Origin of the sequence: Corynebacterium sp. MSK008, from assembly GCF_030232585.1 — a bacterium.
Lineage (GTDB): Bacteria > Actinomycetota > Actinomycetes > Mycobacteriales > Mycobacteriaceae > Corynebacterium.
Window position 1 is genome coordinate 15,058 of record NZ_JASPJX010000015.1, and the last position, 17,948, is coordinate 33,005.

Here is a 17,948-nt window from a genome sequence, read left to right on the forward strand (position 1 = left end):
GCAAAGGACCATAAGGACACTGTTATGAATTCCACCTCTTTTTCTTCCCTGAAGCGTCCCGCAATCCTGTTCCCGGGGCAGGGTTCTTCCTGGCAGCAGGCGCTCGCTGATGCTGCTGCGACTCCTGTGGCACGTATCCGCATGGAGCAGCTTCTTAACCTCGCCCAGTCCCTCACCGCCGCTGTTGCCCGCCCGTTGGCCTCTGTCGTGCCAGGAGTTGTGCAGCGTATTCGCGACGCGATGGATGCGGACACCTCGCACGAGGCGATCGACGCCCTGCCCGCGGTCAGTGCACCGGCGATTCTGCTGTCGCAGATTGTTGCCGCGGAAGATCTCGAGCAGCTCGGGCTCGACACCACCGACGCACTGTTCGCTGGACACTCCCAGGGCATCTTGGGTGCCGCCGCACTCAATCGCGCCAACGGCCCACAGGCTGCGGAGAAAGCTCTTGCGTTCGCCTTCATCATGGGTGCTGCCGCAACCAACGTGTACGGTGGCGCCGACTCGCGCAGCCGGATGCTTTCGGTTCGTGGGCTGACGCCTGAGCAGGTCGGTGAGTTTGTCGTCGATACGCAAGCGGCTCCTATCAGCGTGATCAATGGGCACCGCCACGTGGTGCTGTCTGGCAGCCCGGAGGCGCTCGCGCAGGCACGCAAAGACATCGAAGCGGCTGCGAGCAGCTACAACGCCAAGTTGGAAGTGGAGTACGGCGGATCCGAAATCACGCCGGTGTTCGACTCGCTTGATGTTGCGTACCCCTTCCACGTGGACACGAACGCCCCCGGTGTGGAGTTGGCGCAGCAGTGGGCGGACGCATGCGGCATCACCTTTGAAACCACCACTCCCCGTGAACTGGCGCAATCGATTTTGGTGGACCGGTTCGACTTCACCGAAACCGTGCGCGACCTGATTACCCAGGGCGCGAGCCACATTTTCACGTTTGATACGGCTACGGCGACGATTGCGACCAACTTGGCCAACGGCTCCGGCGTCGCTGTGTTGGACGCGTCCACCGCCGCGAAGCGCGACGAGCTTGCACGCCCGGGCGCTGAGTTGCCGCAGGGCGTGGACTACTCGGCCTACGCACCACGAGTGATCGCGCTGCCGGATGGCAAGACGTACACGCAGACGAAGTTCTCGTCGCTAACTGGTCTGTCCCCGATCATCCTGGGTGGCATGACCCCAACGTCCGCGGACGGCGAGATTGTCGCCGCCGCTGCCAACGCCGGCTACTGGGCGGAACTTGCCGGTGGCGGCATGTACTCCGAGGAGGAGTTTGGCAAGCACACCGCCAACCTCAAGGCGTTTTTGCAGCCTGGTCGCACCGCGCAGTTCAACACCATGTTCTTCGACCGCTTCCTGTGGAACCTGCAATTCGGCCAAACGCGCATGGTGCCAAAGGCCCGCGCTGCTGGTGCTCCGCTTAACGGCGTGTGTATCTCCGCGGGCATTCCGGACATCGACGAGGCCACAGAGCTGTTCGCGCAGCTGCACCAGGATGGCTTCCCTTACATTGCGCTCAAGCCCGGTACAACGCAGCAGATCCGCAACGCGCTCGCAATCGCTGCGGCGAACCCGGACGACCAGGTCATCTTGATGGTGGAGGACGGCCACGCTGGCGGCCACCACTCCTGGGTTGATCTGGAGGACATGCTGTTGGAGACCTACCCCGAGATCCGCGCGCACGACAACGCTGTGCTCACCGTCGGCGGTGGCGTGTACTCGCCGGAGCGTGCCGCGGAGCTGATTACGGGCCGTTGGTCTGAGAAGTTCGGTTTGCCTGCGATGCCGGTGGATGGAGTGTTCGTCGGCACCGTGGCTATGGCCACGAAGGAAGCGAAGGCCACGGATTCGGTCAAGCAGCTGCTCGTGGACACACCTGGCCTGCCGCCGGAGAACAACGGCGGTTGGGTCGGCCGCGGTCGCGGCGTGGCGGGTGTGGCATCGTCGCAATCGCACCTGCTGGCGGACTTACACGACCTGGACAACTCCTTTGCCAAGGCGGCACGGTTCATCGCCTCGTTGGATATTGAGGAGTACCCGGCGCACCGCGAGGAGATCATCGAGGCACTGTCGAAGACGGCGAAGCCGTACTTCGGCGACGTGGAGACGATGACGTACGCCGAGTGGGTCGAGCGCTTCGTCGAGCTCGCCGATCCGTTTATCGACCAGACCTGGAACGCGCGCTTTGTTGCGTTGCTCCAGCGCATCGAGGCGCGTCTGAACGAGGCCGACCACGGCGAGATCCCGACCCTCTTCCCCGACGATGTCGAGATCTCCCCGCGCGATGGTCTCAGCACCTTGCTGCAGCACTACCCGCAGGCGCGCGAGGTCGTGGTTTCCCCGCGCGATGCGGCGTGGTGGATCGGTCTGCACTATGCCTACCCGAAGCCGATGCCGTGGGTGCCAGCACTTGATGCGGATCTGAAGTCCTGGTTTGGCAAGGACACCTTGTGGCAGGCACAGGATGAGCGCTACACCGCTGACCAGGTGCGCATTATCCCGGGCCCGGTTGCGGTTGCTGGTATTACGCGTAAGAACGAGCCGGTTGCGCAGTTGCTGGCACGTTTTGAGGATGCCGCGACGCAGATGCTTATCGACGACGGCGCCACCGCCGAATCCCGCTTCGCTCGACGCAGCGACGCCGCCGACGAGGCCGCGTATCTGCGCTCCTGCCCGACCTTGGTGTGGCACGGCCACCTGATGGCCAACCCTGCATACGCGCTGGACGAGGACGCCTTCGACGTGGAGGCAACCACCAACGCGGCTGGTGAGCGCGAGTGGACGATCCGAATCCACGCTGATTCCGCGTGGGACCACCTGCAGGACGACCAGCGTCCGTTCTACGTGCGTGAGGTGAACATCCCGGTCGAGATCCCTGCCGGTGCGGGCACGGGTGCCTCCCCGATTGTGGACGGCGATCGCCTGTCTGACAGCGTCTTCGAGCTGCTGTCTGGCCTGGCTGGTGTCGGTTCGGTCAGCGAGGCCGGCGACACGATTACTGAGATCCCGCAGATCGAGACACCGACCGAGGACGCGCCGTTTGGTGTGGCGCGCTCGTCGTTTACGCTGCCCGCTTCCCTTTTGGCATCGCACTCCGCGGTCACCGGCGGCGCTGTGGCCGACAACGCTGTGGTGGGCACGCCAGACGTGCTGGTTGGCCCCTGCTGGCCGGCGATCTACGCAGCGCTGGGCTCCGGCAAGTTGGCTGACGGCACGCCGGTGATCGAGGGCCTGCTCAACGCCGTCCACCTAGATCACGTCATCGACCTGCGCGTCCCGCTTACCGAGCTTGCAGATGGCCGGCGCATCGACGTGACCTCCAAGTGCACCTCGATCGCTGAGTCCACCTCTGGCCGTATTGTCACCGTCGAGTTGGAGCTGCGCTCCGGCGACGAGGTTGTGGCAACCCAGATGCAGCGCTTTGCCATCCGTGGTCGCGCCACCGGTACTGCAACACCAGTCCCGGCACCGGCCTATGGTGGTGGCGCAGCAAGCGAGCAGGTTGAGCCGACCCCGCGTTCATTCGTGGACCGCACCGTGGTGCGCGCACCGTCGGACATGACCCCGTTTGCTCTGGTCTCCGGCGACTACAACCCGATTCACACCTCCACCAACGCAGCAGCCCTGGTCAACCTGGATGCGCCGCTGGTGCACGGCATGTGGCTATCCGCCACCGCACAGCACCTGGCTGCTGGCCACGGCCAGGTCATCGGCTGGACCTACTCCATGTACGGCATGGTGCAGCTTGACGACGATGTAGAGATCACCGTCGAGCGCGTCGGCCGCGTCGGCATCCAGCAGGCCCTTGAGGTGACCTGCCGCATCGCCGGCGACGTCGTCTCCCGTGGTCAGGCGCTTCTGGCCCAGCCGCGCACCGCCTACGTCTACCCCGGCCAGGGCATTCAAACCCAGGGCATGGGCAACGGTGACCGTGCTGCTTCCGCTGCCGCGCGCGACGTGTGGCGCCGCGCTGACCGCCACACGCGTGAGACCCACGGGTTCTCCATCCAGCGCATTGTGGAGGACAACCCGTCGCGCCTGGTCATCCGCGGTCTGGAGTTCAAACACCCGGATGGCGTCCTGCACCTGACCCAGTTCACGCAGGTGGCCATGGCCGTTGTCGCCTACGCGCAGACGCAGCGACTGAACGAGGCCAACACGTTGGCCTCCGGTGCGTACTTTGCGGGCCACTCGCTCGGTGAATACACCGCGCTTGCAGCCCTGGGCAACATCTTTGACCTGGAAGCGGTCATCGACATCGTGTACTCGCGTGGCTCCGCCATGGGTTCCCTGGTGCCACGCGATGCGGAGGGCAACTCCGACTACGGCATGGGCGCGCTGCGCCCGAACATGATCGGTGTCGGCCCGGAAGAGGTCGAAGCGTACGTCGCTGGTGTTGCGCAGGATTCCGGCGAGTTCTTGGAGATTGTCAACTACAACATCAAGGGCCAGCAGTACTCCGTGGCTGGCACGAAGCGCGGCCTTGCCGCCCTGGAGCGCAAGGCTAACTCGGTTAATCCACGCGCCTACGTCACGGTTCCGGGCGTGGACGTTCCTTTCCACTCACGCGTGCTGCGCGAGGGTGTTGCAGACTTCGCCGAAAAGCTCGACGAGCACATGCCGGAAATCATCGATGTGGACACGCTGGTGGACCGCTACATTCCGAACTTGGTGGCCAAGCCGTTTGCGCTGACTCAAGAGTTCATCGATGCGGTCACCAACGAGGTCCCCTCCGAGCGCCTTAAGGGCATGACGCCGGAGAACACCGACCGCAACGCGCTCGCGCGCACGCTGCTCATCGAGTTGTTGGCGTGGCAGTTCGCTTCCCCTGTGCGCTGGATTGAAACCCAGGACTACCTGCTTGGTCGCGTCGACCAGGTCATCGAGGTCGGCCTTGCCTCTTCACCGACGCTGACCAACCTGGCAAAGCGCGAGATGGATGTCATCGGCATTCACGTGCCGGTTTTCAACGTTGAGGCAAGCCAGGACATCGTCATGCTCAACGACGTGGTTTCCGCGCCGGAGCCCGTGCTTGTCGACGACGCCCCGGCCAACACAGAAGCCGACTCGACCCCAGCGACCGAATCCGCCCCACAACCGGCAGCCGAGGCAGCACCCGCCGCACCAGCAGAGTCAGTACCAGCAGAGCCAGCACCGGCTGCACCGGCATCCGGCGCGCCCGTGTCCGACCTTCCCTTCACCGCAGCCGATGCGATCACCGTCCTGTTCGCGCTGCAGAACAAGATCCGCCCCGAGCAGATCAACGATTCAGACACGATTGAGGAGCTCACCGGCGGGGTGTCGTCGCGACGCAACCAGCTGCTCATGGACATGTCCGCCGAGCTCGGCGTGCCTGCCATCGACGGCGCAGCGGAGGCCGACGTGGCTACGCTGAACACGCGCGTGAACACCGCCGCACCGGGCTACACCCCGTTCGGCGCTGTCCTATCCGAGGCCGTGGGCACCCGCCTGCGCCAACTCTTCGGCAGCGCAGGCCTGAAGCCGGCGTTTGTCGGCGAGCACCTCGCGGCCGCGTGGGGCCTGCCCACAACCTGGACCGCGCACGTCGAAGCCGAGACCCTGCTGGGCAGCCGCACTGAGGAATCGGTCCGCGGCGGTTCGCTCAACAGCCTGCCGTCGGCCACGACCAAGGCGGAGATCACCGCACTGATCGACCAGGCGGTACAAAACGTCGCCGCACGCTACGGCGTTGCAGTCTCCCAGGCCACCAGCGGTGGTTCCTCCGGCGGCGGAGTGGTGGATTCGGCTGCACTCGACGCCTACAAGGACGAAGTCACCGACACCCTGGTGGCCACCGCCCGCACGCTGCTGAACAAGCTCGGCATCGAAGACGAGGTCGCGGAAATCCCCGCACCGGACACCACGATCGTGGAAACGATCGAGGCAGAACTCGGCTCCGGCTGGGTCAAGCAGGTCACCCCAGTCTTCGACGAGCGCAAGGCAGTGCTTTTCGACGACCGCTGGGCCCAAGCCCGCGAAGACCTCGCACGCGTCGCCTTCGGCGAGATCGACCTCGCACCACAGCGCTTCGCTGGCACCGGCTCCACCGTGGCAAAGCAGGCCGAGTGGTACGCCAAGCGCGTGGAAGGTGATCGTCGCAACGTACTCGGCGAGATCGCAGCAGCCGCCATCGCCGACGCGAACGAGCCGTACGCAGACGACGTCGCCTTAGTCACCGGAGCCGCGCCGGGTTCCATCGCCACCGCAGTGGTGGAACGCCTGCTCGCAGGCGGTGCGACGGTCATCATGACCGCATCCAACGTCAGCCAGGCGCGCAAGGAATTCGCCCGCACCCTCTTCGCCGAGCACGCTTCCGTGGGCGCGCGCCTGTGGCTGGTGCCGACGAACCTGTCGTCCTACCGCGACATCGATGCACTCATCGACTGGATCGGGGCCGAACAGAAGGAAACCGTCGGCAAGGACGTCAAGATCATCAAACCGGCACTCACCCCGACCCTTGCCTTCCCGTTCGCCGCACCTCCTGTGTCCGGCTCGCTTGCAGAGGTCGGTGGCAACGCCGAAACGCAGGCCCGCCTGCTGCTGTGGTCGGTCGAACGCACCATTGCCGGCCTGTCCGACCTGGCGCAGCACGGCGATAACTTCCCTGCCGAGCGCGCTCACATCGTTCTGCCGGGCTCGCCGAACCGCGGCACGTTCGGTGGCGACGGCGCCTACGGGGAGGTCAAGGCAGCCTTCGACGCGATTGTGAACAAGTGGTCCGCGGAAACCGGCTGGCCGGAAGGTGTCACCCTGGCGCAGGCCCGCATCGGCTGGGTTGCCGGCACGCACCTGATGGGCGGCAACGACGGCCTCGTCCCGGCGGCACAGGCCGCAGGTATTCACGTGTGGAGCCCGGAGGAGATCTCCACACAGCTGCTCGGCCTGGTCACCGAGGAATCCCGTGAGCAGGCGAAGCAGTCCCCGCTGGATCTCGACCTCACCGGCGGGCTCGAGAACGCAGGCGTGTCCATCGCCGATCTGGCACGAAATGCACGTGTTGATGCGGCGGGCACGGAATCGTCGACAAGCAATGGCGCAACGGTGCGCGCACTGCCAAACGTCACTACCCCACGCCAACCCGCACCGGCGAGCGTGGGCGATGTCACCTGCTCGCTGGACGACATGGTGGTTGTCGTCGGCATCGGCGAAGTATCCAGCTGGGGCTCCGGGCGCACCCGCCGCGAAGCCGAATACGGCATCACACGCACCGGCGAGGTCGACCTCACTGCAGCCGGCGTCCTCGAACTGGCGTGGATGATGGGCCTGATCACCTGGTCCGAGGACCCGAACCCGGCCTGGTACGACGACGACGGCGCGGAGGTTGCCGAAGAGGACATCTACGAGCGCTTCCGCGACGACGTCATCGCACGCAGCGGCATCCGCACGCTGACGGACAAGTACTTCCTCACCGACCAAGGCTCCATAGACCTTGAGCAGGTCTACCTCGACCGCGACATCACGTTTACCGTGACCACGAAAGAAGAAGCACTTGCATACGTGGAAGCCGACGGTGAGAAGACCACTATCCGCCAGATCGACGGCGAATGGAGCGTGACCCGCCACGCCGGTGCCCTGGCGCACGTGCCGAAGAAGGCCACCTTGTCGCGCACCGTCGCTGGCCAGATGCCGGACGGGTTCGACCCGACCAAGTGGGGCATCCCCGCCCAGATGGCCGACGGCATGGACCGCATGGCCGCCTGGAACCTGGTCACCGCCGTCGACGCGTTCATCAACGCCGGCTTCACCCCGGCGGAGCTCATACAGAAGGTGCACCCATCCTTCATCGCCACCACCCAAGGCACCGGTATTGGCGGCATGGAATCGCTGCACAAGGTGTTCGTCTCCCGCTTCATCGGCGAGGAACGCCAGACTGACATCCTGCAGGAAGCGCTGCCCAACGTGGTAGCCGCCCACACCATGCAGGCGCTTGTCGGCGGCTACGGCTCCATGATCCACCCGGTCGGCGCGTGCGCCACCGCCGCAGTCAGCATCGAAGAAGCGGTGGACAAGATTGCGCTGGGCAAGGCCGAATTTGTCGTCGCCGGTGGTATCGACGACGTCCAGGTCGAATCCCTCCAGGGCTTCGGCGACATGAACGCCACCGCCGAAACCGCCAAGATGACGGCACAAGGTATCGACGGCCGCTTCATCTCACGCGCTAACGACCGTCGACGCGGTGGCTTCCTCGAAGCCGAAGGCGGCGGCACGGTCCTGCTCGCCCGCGGCACCCTCGCCGCCGAACTCGGCCTGCCGGTGCTGGCAGTGGTCGCGTACGCCTCCAGCTTCGGCGACGGCGCACACACCTCCATCCCGGCACCAGGCCTCGGCGTGTTGGCGGCGGCCTGCGGCGGTACCGACTCGCGCCTGGCCCGATCCCTGTCCTCGCTGGGACTCACGCCTGATGATGTCACCGTCCTGTCCAAGCACGACACCTCCACCAACGCCAACGATCCGAACGAGTCCGAACTGCACTCCGTGCTGTGGCCGGCCGTTGGCCGCGACCCGGATGCACCGATGTACGTCATCTCGCAGAAGACCCTCACCGGTCACTCCAAGGCAGGTGCGGCGCTGCTGCAGACCGGCGGGCTTATCGACGTCCTGGCAACCGGCGACCTCCCGCCGAACGCCTCGCTGGACTGCGTCGACCCGCTCATCGAGCCGAAGGCAACCAACCTGGTGTGGCTGCGCTCCCCGCTCGCTCTCGGAGCCGGCAACGTGAAGGCGGCGGCCCTGACCTCGCTCGGTTTCGGCCACGTCGGCGCGCTCGTCGTGCTGGGCCACCCGGGTGTGTTCGAAGCCGCACTGACACGCGACGGCCACGACGCCGACGCCTGGCGTGAGCGCGCCACCGAACGCCTCGCCCAGGGCGCAAGCCGACTCGAGGCCGGGATGATCGGCCGCGCCGACCTCTTCACCCAGGTGGAGAACCGCCGCTTCGCTGGTATCGACGACCACGCCGACGAGATCGCACTCCTGCTCAACCCCGATGCCCGTCTCAACGCCGACGGCACGTACCCGACCGCGACCCCGACCGTTTAAGGAGAGACACCATGACACCACTGTTTCGTACCGACGACACGTCGCTGTCCCACGACGAACTGGCAGCACTGACCACCGTGCTCGCCGAGGCCCAAACCTGGCAGGCCACCTCCGCTGCTGAGGCCGGCGCCGGTGCTGCCAACGAAGACAACGTGTTCGGCGATGCATTCGGCCAGCCGTTTGGCAGCCAGCCAACCATCGGCAACGTCACCTACTTCTAGAAAGGACCGCACATATGCATGACTTTCCGTTCCGTAAGGTCCTCGTCGCCAACCGCGGCGAGATCGCGGTCCGTATCATCCGCGCAGCCCGCGACGCAGGCCTTGCCTCCGTGGCGATCTACGCCGACCCCGACAAGGACGCGCCGTATACCGAAATGGCGGATGAGGCGATTGGGATCGGTGGCGAGACATCGTCGCAAAGCTATCTGGATATCGACAAAGTGCTCAAGGCTTGCCGCGACAGCGGTGCGGACGCCGTCCACCCCGGCTACGGTTTTTTGGCGGAAAACACCGAGTTCGCCCGGCGCGTCATTGACGAGGGTCTGACCTGGATCGGACCGCCGCCGCGGGCCATCGACGCGCTTGGCGACAAGGTCACTGCCCGACGCATCGCTGAAGAGGTCGACGCCCCACTGGTGCCGGGCACAAAGGACCCGGTAGACAGCGCCGACGATGTGGTCGCATTCGCCGACAACCACGGTCTACCGGTGGCTATCAAGGCGGCGTACGGTGGTGGCGGCCGCGGTATGAAGGTCGCCCGCACGCGTGGCGAGATCCGCGAACTGTTCGAGTCCGCCACCCGCGAAGCCAAAGCAGCGTTCGGCCGTGGCGAGTGCTTCGTGGAGCGCTACCTCGACCGCGCCCGCCACGTTGAAGCACAGGTGCTGGCGGATACGCACGGCAACGTCATCGTCGCTGGCACCCGCGACTGCTCCGTGCAGCGCAGGTTCCAAAAGCTCATCGAGGAAGCCCCAGCCCCATATCTCACCGATGAGCAGCGCGAACGCATCCACGAGTCCGCTAAAGCGATTGCGAAGCGAGCAGGCTACGTGGGCGTTGGCACCGTGGAATATCTCGTCGGAGCTGACGGGATGATCTCCTTCCTTGAGGTCAACACCCGCCTCCAGGTCGAGCACCCCGTCACCGAAGAAACCACCGGCGTGGATCTTGTCATCGAGCAGTTCCGCATCGCCGCCGGCGAGCCGCTGCGTTTCGACGTCGATCTGGAGCCCACCGGCCACGCCTTCGAGTTCCGCATCACCGCCGAAGACGCCGGCACCAACTTCATGCCCATGCCCGGCACCGCCACCACCTACATCGAACCCGCAGGCCCCGGCGTGCGCGTCGACTCCGGCATCCGCGCAGGCTCCACCATCGGCGGCCAGTTCGACTCGATGCTGGCCAAACTCATCGTTCGCGGCGAAACACGCGATCAGGCCATCGCCCGCGCCAAGCGCGCCCTCGCCGAATTCCGGGTAGAAGGCATGCCGACTATCATCCCCTTCCACCAGCGCATGCTTGACGACGACACCTTCACCGGCGACGCCTCCCAATTCGCCGTATACACCCGCTGGATCGAAGAGGGATGGGACCCGGACGTCGCGCCCTACGAGTCCGACGGCGCTGGCGAAGACAGTGACCAGGATGAGGTGCGCCGCCGCACCGTCTCTGTCGGGGTCAACGGCCGATCGATCGAGATCACTCTGCCGGAGACGTTGCTTCTCGGCGCCTCTGCTTTGACTCGCCGCGACCGCAAGCGCCGCTCCCGTAGCGGTGGATCGGGAGGTAAGGGTTCCGGCAAGGGCGCAGCCAGCGCAGACACCCTGGCCGCACCGATGCAGGGCACCGTGGTGAAGTCCGAAGTTACCGAAGGTGCTCGGGTCGAAGCCGGTGACATCGTGGTCATCCTTGAGGCCATGAAGATGGAAAACCCGGTCAAGGCTCACAAGAGCGGTGTTGTGAAGAACCTCGCGGTGGAGGCCGGCAGCCATGTAGATAAGGGCGTGGCACTCCTCGACATCACCGACGCCGAGTAGCCGCTGGCCTGCGGTTTCATCGACATAACCGGATCTCACCCGGCGCGTCAAAAATTGGGGGTTGACGCGCCGGGCTTTCCAGTTCTATGGTTACCCACATGAGTGGTAAACCCATATACCTACAGATTGCGGATGAGCTACGTGACCTCATCGGCGCAGGCACCCTCGCCCCCGGCGACCGGGTGCCGTCTACCAACGAGCTCTCCGCTTACCACTCCGTCAACCCCACCACCTCCGCCAAAGCGCTCACCGAACTTTTCAACGAGGGTCTACTGGAGAAACGCCGCGGACTCGGCATGTTCGTCCTGGAGAGTGCGCGTGAGCAGGTGTTACGTACTCGTCGCGAAGCATTCGCCCGCGATTTTGTCCAGCCGTTTGTCCATGAGGCCAACCAACTCGGCATCACCACCGAGGAGCTGACGGCAATGATCGAAAAGGAGCGCGCCCAATGAATCCCGGCTTCTACGCGCTGGTCGGCCCGAACGCCGCCGGTAAAACCCACTACCTCCACACGCTAATGAGCCGGCACGCCGCGTTCGTCCCGGCTGGTGCGGATACCAAGTTTGCAGGCACGACCGTGGACGATCACCTGCGCGCAGTCGCAGCGATCTACCCGCACGTAGACCTAGACTTTCCCAACGCCCGTATCAGAGATCTCTCCGTTGGGCAACGCCGCCTACTCACCATTGAGGTGGCCCTAGCCATCGGCAAAGACCTGTTGCTTCTCGACGAGCCGTTTGACGGCATCGACACCACCACCCGCAAACAGGTCCGCCAGAGACTGATCGACTACATCGCGGAGAACCCGCAGCGCAGAGTGGTGATGGCATCGCATCGCTCTGAGGACTTCGTGGGTCTCGCCACTCATGTCATCCAAGTGTTTGATCGGGTGGTTTCGCGCCCAGTCCCACTCGACGACGCCCGCCTGTGCTTTCCAACGGTCACCGGCCCCACCGCCGAGATCAAAGACCTTATCGCCCGCTTCCCCGTCGCCGAAACAGCGAGCCTCGGGCCCACGACACGCGCGACGTTCGCCGAACCTATCGGCGAGGCCGATGTCCACTTGCCCATCGAGTATCCGGACGATGCCGAACTCATTGACCTCCTCGCGACAGAAAGGCCCGCACGATGAAGCTCTTCCTCAGCCCCTTCAAACCAACAATGTATTTGGGCGTCTTTCTTGTCCTCTGCATTGCCGTTCCCTTTGGACGATTGGAGTTTGGCGACGGCGGCCTGTGGACCATGGCGGGCGCTGCCACACTGTGGATTCTCTTCGCGATCGGAGGATCGAACTGGCCAGCAATGAATCAGCTGGGCGCGAGCTTCAACCGATGGATGAATTCGGCAGCGCTAACGGCTTTCGTGGCAGCGGTCATACTCACGCCACTTACCGCCGCGTCGGCGGTGTACCACCAAGCACATAGCCCGTACTACAAGCGGTACGACCCGTTCATTGTTACCAACGGAGAACCGATGCCCTGGATCGACGTCAGCGGCGAACCGTATTTCGTTGAAGGTGCTGCGCAGGACCTGACATCCGTCGTGTCAACTGTGCTACTCCACTTCGTCATCTTCATTACGATGGCGCTGTCCGGTGTAGCAATCGGCCTTGCGCGGGGCACCCGCATGCAGTGGTTCATGCTCGGCAGCATGTTCGTGGGTGGTTTCACCGGGCTCCTAGTGGGTATCTACAAGGCGGATGTGAACCCCTCCGATCCCTACGTCTACGCCATCTTCGTAGCGGCGGCGGGGCCAGTAGTTTTAGCAGCCAGCGCAATTGTGTTCGCTAGAACCCGCCGTTTCGTGCACTAACGCTCCACCCACTCGGAGCGCAGCAGTCCGTGACGGGAGCAAGCAGCCTCCCACGCCATCGGCGAGATTTTCACCACCATGCGGCGCTCACACAGCGGGCAGATGCGCGGGGCGTCGTAGGGGCGTGCCGGGTCGAGCGGCCAGGCGATCTCGCCGGACAAAACGGCGTCGGCGAGATCGGTGTTGTCGGGAATCTTCATGCGCGGAGAAAACCTACAGCGACTTGATGGTGTCGTAGAGCACGCCGTGGCCGGAGTTGGCCTTCTCGCCCACCGGGGTAATGCCCAGGTTCACGCCCGGCGTAGCGCCCTCCATCACGCGGTCGACGGCGTCGCGGTCCTTCTCCATCGGACGGCCAAAGGTGGTCAGGTAGTTGCCGCCGATGATCGCGTTGGCGCCGCCCATGAGGCCGGCTTCGGTGCCGTCGTCGCCAAGCGCGAGCTCCGTGCCGCCCGCAAACCGCAACTGGGTCGACGGCATGGCCAGGCGGAACGCGGCGACGGCGCGCAGCGCCTCGCCCTGCGGGACCAGCGGACGGTCCGCGAACGGGGTGCCGGGGCGCGGGTCGAGGAAGTTCATCGGCACCTCGTGCGGCTGGATCTCCGCGAGCTGTGTGGCAAACTCGGCGCGCTGCTCGATGGTCTCGCCCAGGCCGATGATGCCGCCGCAGCAGGTTTCCATACCCTCTGCCAGCACGTTTTCCAGGGTGTCCTTGCGCTCCTGCCAGGTGTGGGTGGTCACCACGTTGGGGAAGAAGGACTCGGCGGTTTCGAAGTTGTGGTTGTAGCGCGACACGCCCATCTTGGCCAGCTGGCGGGCCTGGTCACGGGTGAGGATGCCCAGGGAGGCGGAGATGGAGATGTCCACCTCTTCCTGGATGGCGGTGACGGCCTCGGCGACCTGGTCGAGCAGCTGCTGGGTCGGGCCCTTGACGGCGGCGACGATGCAGAACTCGCTCGCGCCCATCTTCTCGGACTGCTTGGCGGCCTCGACCAGCTCGTTGATGTCCAGGGTCACGGCGCGCACCGGGGATTCGAACAGGCCGGACTGTGAGCAGAAGTGGCAGTCCTCGGGGCAGCCGCCCGTCTTCAGGGAAATGATGCCCTCCAACGAGACGTCCACGCCGCAGTGCTTGATGCGCACCTGGTGCGCCAGGTCGAGCAGTTCCGGCAGGCGCTCGTCTTCGATGTTGAGGATCTGGACGAGCTCCTCCTGGTTCAGGCCCTCGCCGTTTTCCAGGGCCTTTTCGCGTGCGATGTCAAGGATGTCAGTCATTACTGGACTCCGTTCTTGGTGGTTCACGTCACAAGTAGGTGTCAGTGTAGCCCGTCCTTGAACGGTGTTCAGCATTTAGCGGTATTCAACCAAAAGTGGCGAGTGGTCGGACCACCGCTGCTCCACCGCCGGCGCCTTGTCCACCCAGGTCCGCTCCGCGCGCTCGAGCATGTTCGCCGTCGCGGCCTGCACGTCGATGCGCCACCCCGCGTCGTTGTTGAAGGCCTGCCCGCGGAACGTCCACCAGGTGTACGGCGCGTCGTCCGGGTGCAGCCTGCGCGCCACGTCGAACCACTTCGGGGAGCAATTTGCTTCTCGACGGCCCTCGGACACGTACTCCACAGCCCCCGCCCACACAGCATCGGCCTTGACGTCTAAGTCCTGGGCCTCCTCGTCTGGGAAGCAGCCGAACACCGAGTCCATGAACGCGCGCTCGTGCGGCAAAAAGCCCGACTTCTTCCGGTTGGTCTTCCAATTCTTCAGGTCCTCGCGGCGGTGGCAGATGTTCCAATCGCCGCCGATGACCATGTCCGGGTACTCGTCCGCCCACTGCTCAAGCAGCGGTTCGAACTCGTCGAGGAAGCGGTACTTCTCGTCCTGCTTCGGGGTGTCGGCGGAACCCGACGGCAGGTACAGCGAGCCGACGCGGGTGCCGTCGGTAAGTGTGGCAGCGATGAAACGTCCCGCATCTTCGAAACTGGGGATGCCGAAGGTGACGTCGTTAAGCGGAGTGCGAGACAGGATGCCCACACCCGCGCGCCCCTTCGCACCGGGGGTCTCCGCGGGGGCGACGGCGAGGTGCCACCCCTTTTCCAGCGCGGGCGCCAACGCCGCGCGCGCCTGGTCGACGGTGGCGCGAACCTCCTGCATAAGCACCACATCCGCCGGGGTTTCATCCAGCCAAGCCAGCATGCCCGGGTTGTTTTCGTTGCGGATTTTGGTGGCGGCGCGGATGCCGTTGACGTTGACCGACGCAATTGTGAGACTCATGTGTGATGACCCTAGTAGTCTGGTTGGCTGAAGTCAGACACGTTAAAACAAAGGAGCATTATGGCGAAGATCATTTGGACCCGCACCGACGAAGCGCCGCTGCTGGCGACGTACTCCCTCAAGCCGATCGTGGAGGCTTTCGCTTCCCGCGCCGGCATCGACGTGGACACCGCCGACATCTCGCTGGCCGGCCGCATCCTCGCGCAATTCCCGGACCGCCTCGGCGACAAGAAGGTCGACGACGCGCTGGCGCAGCTCGGTGAGCTGGCCAAGACGCCGGAAGCCAACATCATCAAGCTGCCGAACATCTCCGCTTCCCTCGTGCAGCTGAAGAAGGCCATCGCCGAGCTGCAGGCCGCCGGCTTTGACATCCCGGACTACGAGGACGCACAGGACAAGTACGACGCCGTCAAGGGCTCCGCTGTGAACCCGGTGCTGCGCGAGGGCAACTCCGACCGCCGCGCTCCGGAGGCCGTGAAGAACTTCACCAAGAAGCACCCGCACTCGATGGGCGAGTGGTCCTCCGACTCCAAGACCAACGTCGCCACCATGGACGCTGGCGACTTCCGCCACAACGAGAAGTCCGTGATCATGCCGTCCGAGGACACCCTGACCATCAAGCTGGTCAAGGCCGACGGCGGCGAGGAAGTGCTAAAGGACGGCCTCAAGGTTGAAAAAGGCGAGGTCATCGACGGCACCTACATGTCCGCTAAGGCTCTCGACGCCTTCCTGCTGGACGCCGTGAAGCGCGCCAAGGACGAGGGCGTGCTCTTCTCCGCACACCTGAAGGCCACCATGATGAAGGTCTCCGACCCGATCATCTTCGGCCACGTCGTGCGCGCCTTCTTCAAGGACGTCTACGACAAGTACGGCGAGCAGCTCCTCGCAGCAGGCCTGGACGGCGAGAACGGCCTCGGCGCAATCTACGAGGGCCTGTCCGAGCTGGAGAACGGCGAGGAAATCCGCGCCGCCTTCGACAAGGCCCTGCAGGACGGCCCGGCTCTGGCGCAGGTGAACTCCGCCAAGGGCATCACCAACCTGCACGTGCCGTCGGACGTGATCATCGACGCTTCCATGCCGGCGATGATCCGCACCTCCGGCCACATGTGGAACGCCGACGACCAGGAGCAGGACACCCTGGCCGTCATCCCGGATTCCTCCTACGCCGGTGTGTACCAGACCGTGATCGACGACTGCCGCGAGAATGGCGCGTACGACCCGACCACCATGGGCACCGTCCCGAACGTCGGCCTGATGGCGAAGAAGGCCGAGGAGTACGGCTCCCACGACAAGACCTTCAAGGTCCCGGCCGATGGCAAGGTCCAGGTGGTCAACTCCGCCGGCGACGTGCTGATCGAGCACGACGTGGAGGCCGGCGACATCTGGCGCGCCTGCCAGACCAAGGACGCCCCGATCCAGGACTGGGTCAAGCTGGCCGTCAACCGCGCACGCCTGTCCGGCATGAAGACCATCTTCTGGCTGGATGAGGAGCGCGCACACGACCGCAACCTGATCGAGCTGGTGAAGAAGTACCTGCAGGACCACGACACCGAGGGCCTGGACATCTCCATCGCCTCCCCGGTCGAGGCCACCAAGACCTCCGTGGAGCGCATCCGCCGCGGCGAGGACACCATCTCTGTGACCGGCAACGTGCTGCGTGACTACAACACGGACCTGTTCCCGATCCTCGAGCTGGGCACCTCCGCGAAGATGCTCTCCGTCGTCCCGCTGATGGCTGGCGGTGGCCTGTTCGAGACCGGTGCCGGCGGCTCCGCCCCGAAGCACGTCCAGCAGGTCCAAGAAGAAAACCACCTGCGTTGGGACTCCCTCGGTGAGTACCTCGCGCTGGCTGAGTCCTTCCGCCACGAGAAGAACACGAACGGCAACGAGCGCGCCGGCGTCCTCGCCGCCGCGCTGGACAAGGCCACCGAGAAGCTTCTCGACGAAGGCAAGTCCCCGTCCCGCAAGGTAAACGAGATCGACGACCGCGGCTCCCACTTCTGGCTCTCCCTGTTCTGGGCAGAGGCGCTGGCAGCCCAGTCCGACGACGCCGAGCTGGCCGAGGTCTTCGGCCCGATCGCCAAGGACCTGCGCGACAACGCCGATGTGATTGACAAGGAGCTCCTGGACGCCCAGGGCAACGCTGCCGACCTCGGCGGCTACTACTGGCCGGACGAGGAGAAGACCTCGGCGGTCATGCGCCCGTCCGCAACCTTCAACAAGATCATCGACGAACTGGAGAAGTAGCTCGCTGATCTAAAAACGGCCGGTGTCGGGGTTTCGCGCCCCGGCACCGGCCGTTTTTGTTTGGTCAGGCTGGGCAGCGCTGTGCCCAGCCCGGTACCTCCGCCCCTCTTACCGCAAACGCTTACCCGAAGAACTAGACCACCTACATCAGATCAGAAGCACGATTCTTTCTGGCCCCGTACATTCACACTCTTTCTTGCTCCGTAACCAGAAAAAGATGCCAAAACAGCCCTTAAACTCTTCAAAAAACTCCCTTACCTGCGGAATCGTTTTCTTGCCTGTTTCTTGCTTCTGGGGGATACTTGAGGCATGTCACCACTTAATTCCACCTCGGAGCCTCAACTCATCGCTAGAATCCAGCGATTCCTCGATTTGCCTGCGGAGCTCCCTTGGCTGGAGTTTAAGGAAAACAGCACCACGACCGGCCCGGAAATCGCCAAGTATGTGGTTGCGTCCCTTAGTGTGGTGTAACGCTTGCTGATGGTGGGCCCTGGAAAATGCAGGGGCGGCCACCGCCAGTAAC

Annotated in this window: 10 protein-coding genes; 7 read left to right on the forward strand and 3 right to left on the reverse strand. The window is 64.5% G+C overall.

Features of this window, described 5'->3' with window-relative positions; genetic code table 11:
• Window positions 1–24 precede the first annotated feature (24 nt).
• From QP996_RS11035 to QP996_RS11060, 6 genes are all read left to right on the forward strand, one after another.
• A complete protein-coding gene (locus QP996_RS11035; protein WP_284872659.1) occupies window positions 25–9,063 on the forward strand; it encodes a type I polyketide synthase in 9,039 nt (3,012 codons plus the stop codon).
• An 11-nt stretch (window positions 9,064–9,074) separates the two neighbouring features.
• Complete coding sequence (locus QP996_RS11040) at window positions 9,075–9,284, forward strand: hypothetical protein (protein ID WP_181889897.1); 210 nt, start codon at window positions 9,075–9,077, stop codon at window positions 9,282–9,284.
• A gap of 14 nt (window positions 9,285–9,298) precedes the next feature.
• Window positions 9,299–11,101 (forward strand): acetyl/propionyl/methylcrotonyl-CoA carboxylase subunit alpha, encoded by a 1,803-nt coding sequence (locus tag QP996_RS11045; protein WP_284872660.1) that lies wholly within the window; start codon window positions 9,299–9,301, stop codon window positions 11,099–11,101.
• A gap of 98 nt (window positions 11,102–11,199) precedes the next feature.
• Complete coding sequence (locus QP996_RS11050; RefSeq protein ID WP_070614319.1) at window positions 11,200–11,553, forward strand: GntR family transcriptional regulator; 354 nt, start codon at window positions 11,200–11,202, stop codon at window positions 11,551–11,553.
• A complete protein-coding gene (locus QP996_RS11055) occupies window positions 11,550–12,233 on the forward strand; it encodes a P-loop NTPase family protein (protein WP_284872661.1) in 684 nt (227 codons plus the stop codon). The genes QP996_RS11050 and QP996_RS11055 overlap by 4 nt, the downstream gene beginning before the upstream one ends.
• Complete coding sequence (locus tag QP996_RS11060) at window positions 12,230–12,913, forward strand: hypothetical protein (RefSeq protein WP_284872662.1); 684 nt, start codon at window positions 12,230–12,232, stop codon at window positions 12,911–12,913. The genes QP996_RS11055 and QP996_RS11060 overlap by 4 nt, the downstream gene beginning before the upstream one ends.
• Here the strand turns inward: QP996_RS11060 and bsaP are convergent.
• The 3 genes from bsaP to QP996_RS11075 all read right to left on the reverse strand — a co-directional run bounded on the left by bsaP (window position 12,910) and on the right by QP996_RS11075 (window position 15,178).
• Window positions 12,910–13,113, reverse strand: a complete 204-nt coding sequence (gene bsaP / locus QP996_RS11065; protein ID WP_284872663.1) for a biotin synthase auxiliary protein BsaP — start codon at window positions 13,111–13,113, stop codon at window positions 12,910–12,912. The genes QP996_RS11060 and bsaP overlap by 4 nt on opposite strands.
• 13 nt (window positions 13,114–13,126) lie before the next feature.
• Window positions 13,127–14,188: a biotin synthase BioB gene (bioB, locus tag QP996_RS11070; protein ID WP_284872664.1), complete on the reverse strand. Its 1,062-nt coding sequence runs from the start codon at window positions 14,186–14,188 to the stop codon at window positions 13,127–13,129.
• A gap of 75 nt (window positions 14,189–14,263) precedes the next feature.
• Window positions 14,264–15,178: an exodeoxyribonuclease III gene (locus QP996_RS11075; protein ID WP_284872665.1), complete on the reverse strand. Its 915-nt coding sequence runs from the start codon at window positions 15,176–15,178 to the stop codon at window positions 14,264–14,266.
• A 60-nt stretch (window positions 15,179–15,238) separates the two neighbouring features.
• On the opposite strand from QP996_RS11075, the gene QP996_RS11080 reads away from it, so the two are divergent.
• A complete protein-coding gene (locus QP996_RS11080; protein ID WP_284872666.1) occupies window positions 15,239–17,425 on the forward strand; it encodes an NADP-dependent isocitrate dehydrogenase in 2,187 nt (728 codons plus the stop codon).
• Window positions 17,426–17,948 lie beyond the last annotated feature (523 nt).

Excerpts from the sequence above, each read along its gene's own strand:
- QP996_RS11035 (WP_284872659.1), top strand. The coding sequence starts at position 25 with ATGAATTCCACCTCTTTTTCTTCCCTGAAGCGTCCCGCAATCCTGTTC.
- QP996_RS11040 (WP_181889897.1), top strand. The coding sequence starts at position 9,075 with ATGACACCACTGTTTCGTACCGACGACACGTCGCTGTCCCACGACGAA.
- QP996_RS11045 (WP_284872660.1), top strand. The coding sequence starts at position 9,299 with ATGCATGACTTTCCGTTCCGTAAGGTCCTCGTCGCCAACCGCGGCGAG.
- QP996_RS11050 (WP_070614319.1), top strand. The coding sequence starts at position 11,200 with ATGAGTGGTAAACCCATATACCTACAGATTGCGGATGAGCTACGTGAC.
- QP996_RS11055 (WP_284872661.1), top strand. The coding sequence starts at position 11,550 with ATGAATCCCGGCTTCTACGCGCTGGTCGGCCCGAACGCCGCCGGTAAA.
- QP996_RS11060 (WP_284872662.1), top strand. The coding sequence starts at position 12,230 with ATGAAGCTCTTCCTCAGCCCCTTCAAACCAACAATGTATTTGGGCGTC.
- bsaP (WP_284872663.1), bottom strand. The coding sequence starts at position 13,113 with ATGAAGATTCCCGACAACACCGATCTCGCCGACGCCGTTTTGTCCGGC.
- bioB (WP_284872664.1), bottom strand. The coding sequence starts at position 14,188 with ATGACTGACATCCTTGACATCGCACGCGAAAAGGCCCTGGAAAACGGC.
- QP996_RS11075 (WP_284872665.1), bottom strand. The coding sequence starts at position 15,178 with ATGAGTCTCACAATTGCGTCGGTCAACGTCAACGGCATCCGCGCCGCC.
- QP996_RS11080 (WP_284872666.1), top strand. The coding sequence starts at position 15,239 with ATGGCGAAGATCATTTGGACCCGCACCGACGAAGCGCCGCTGCTGGCG.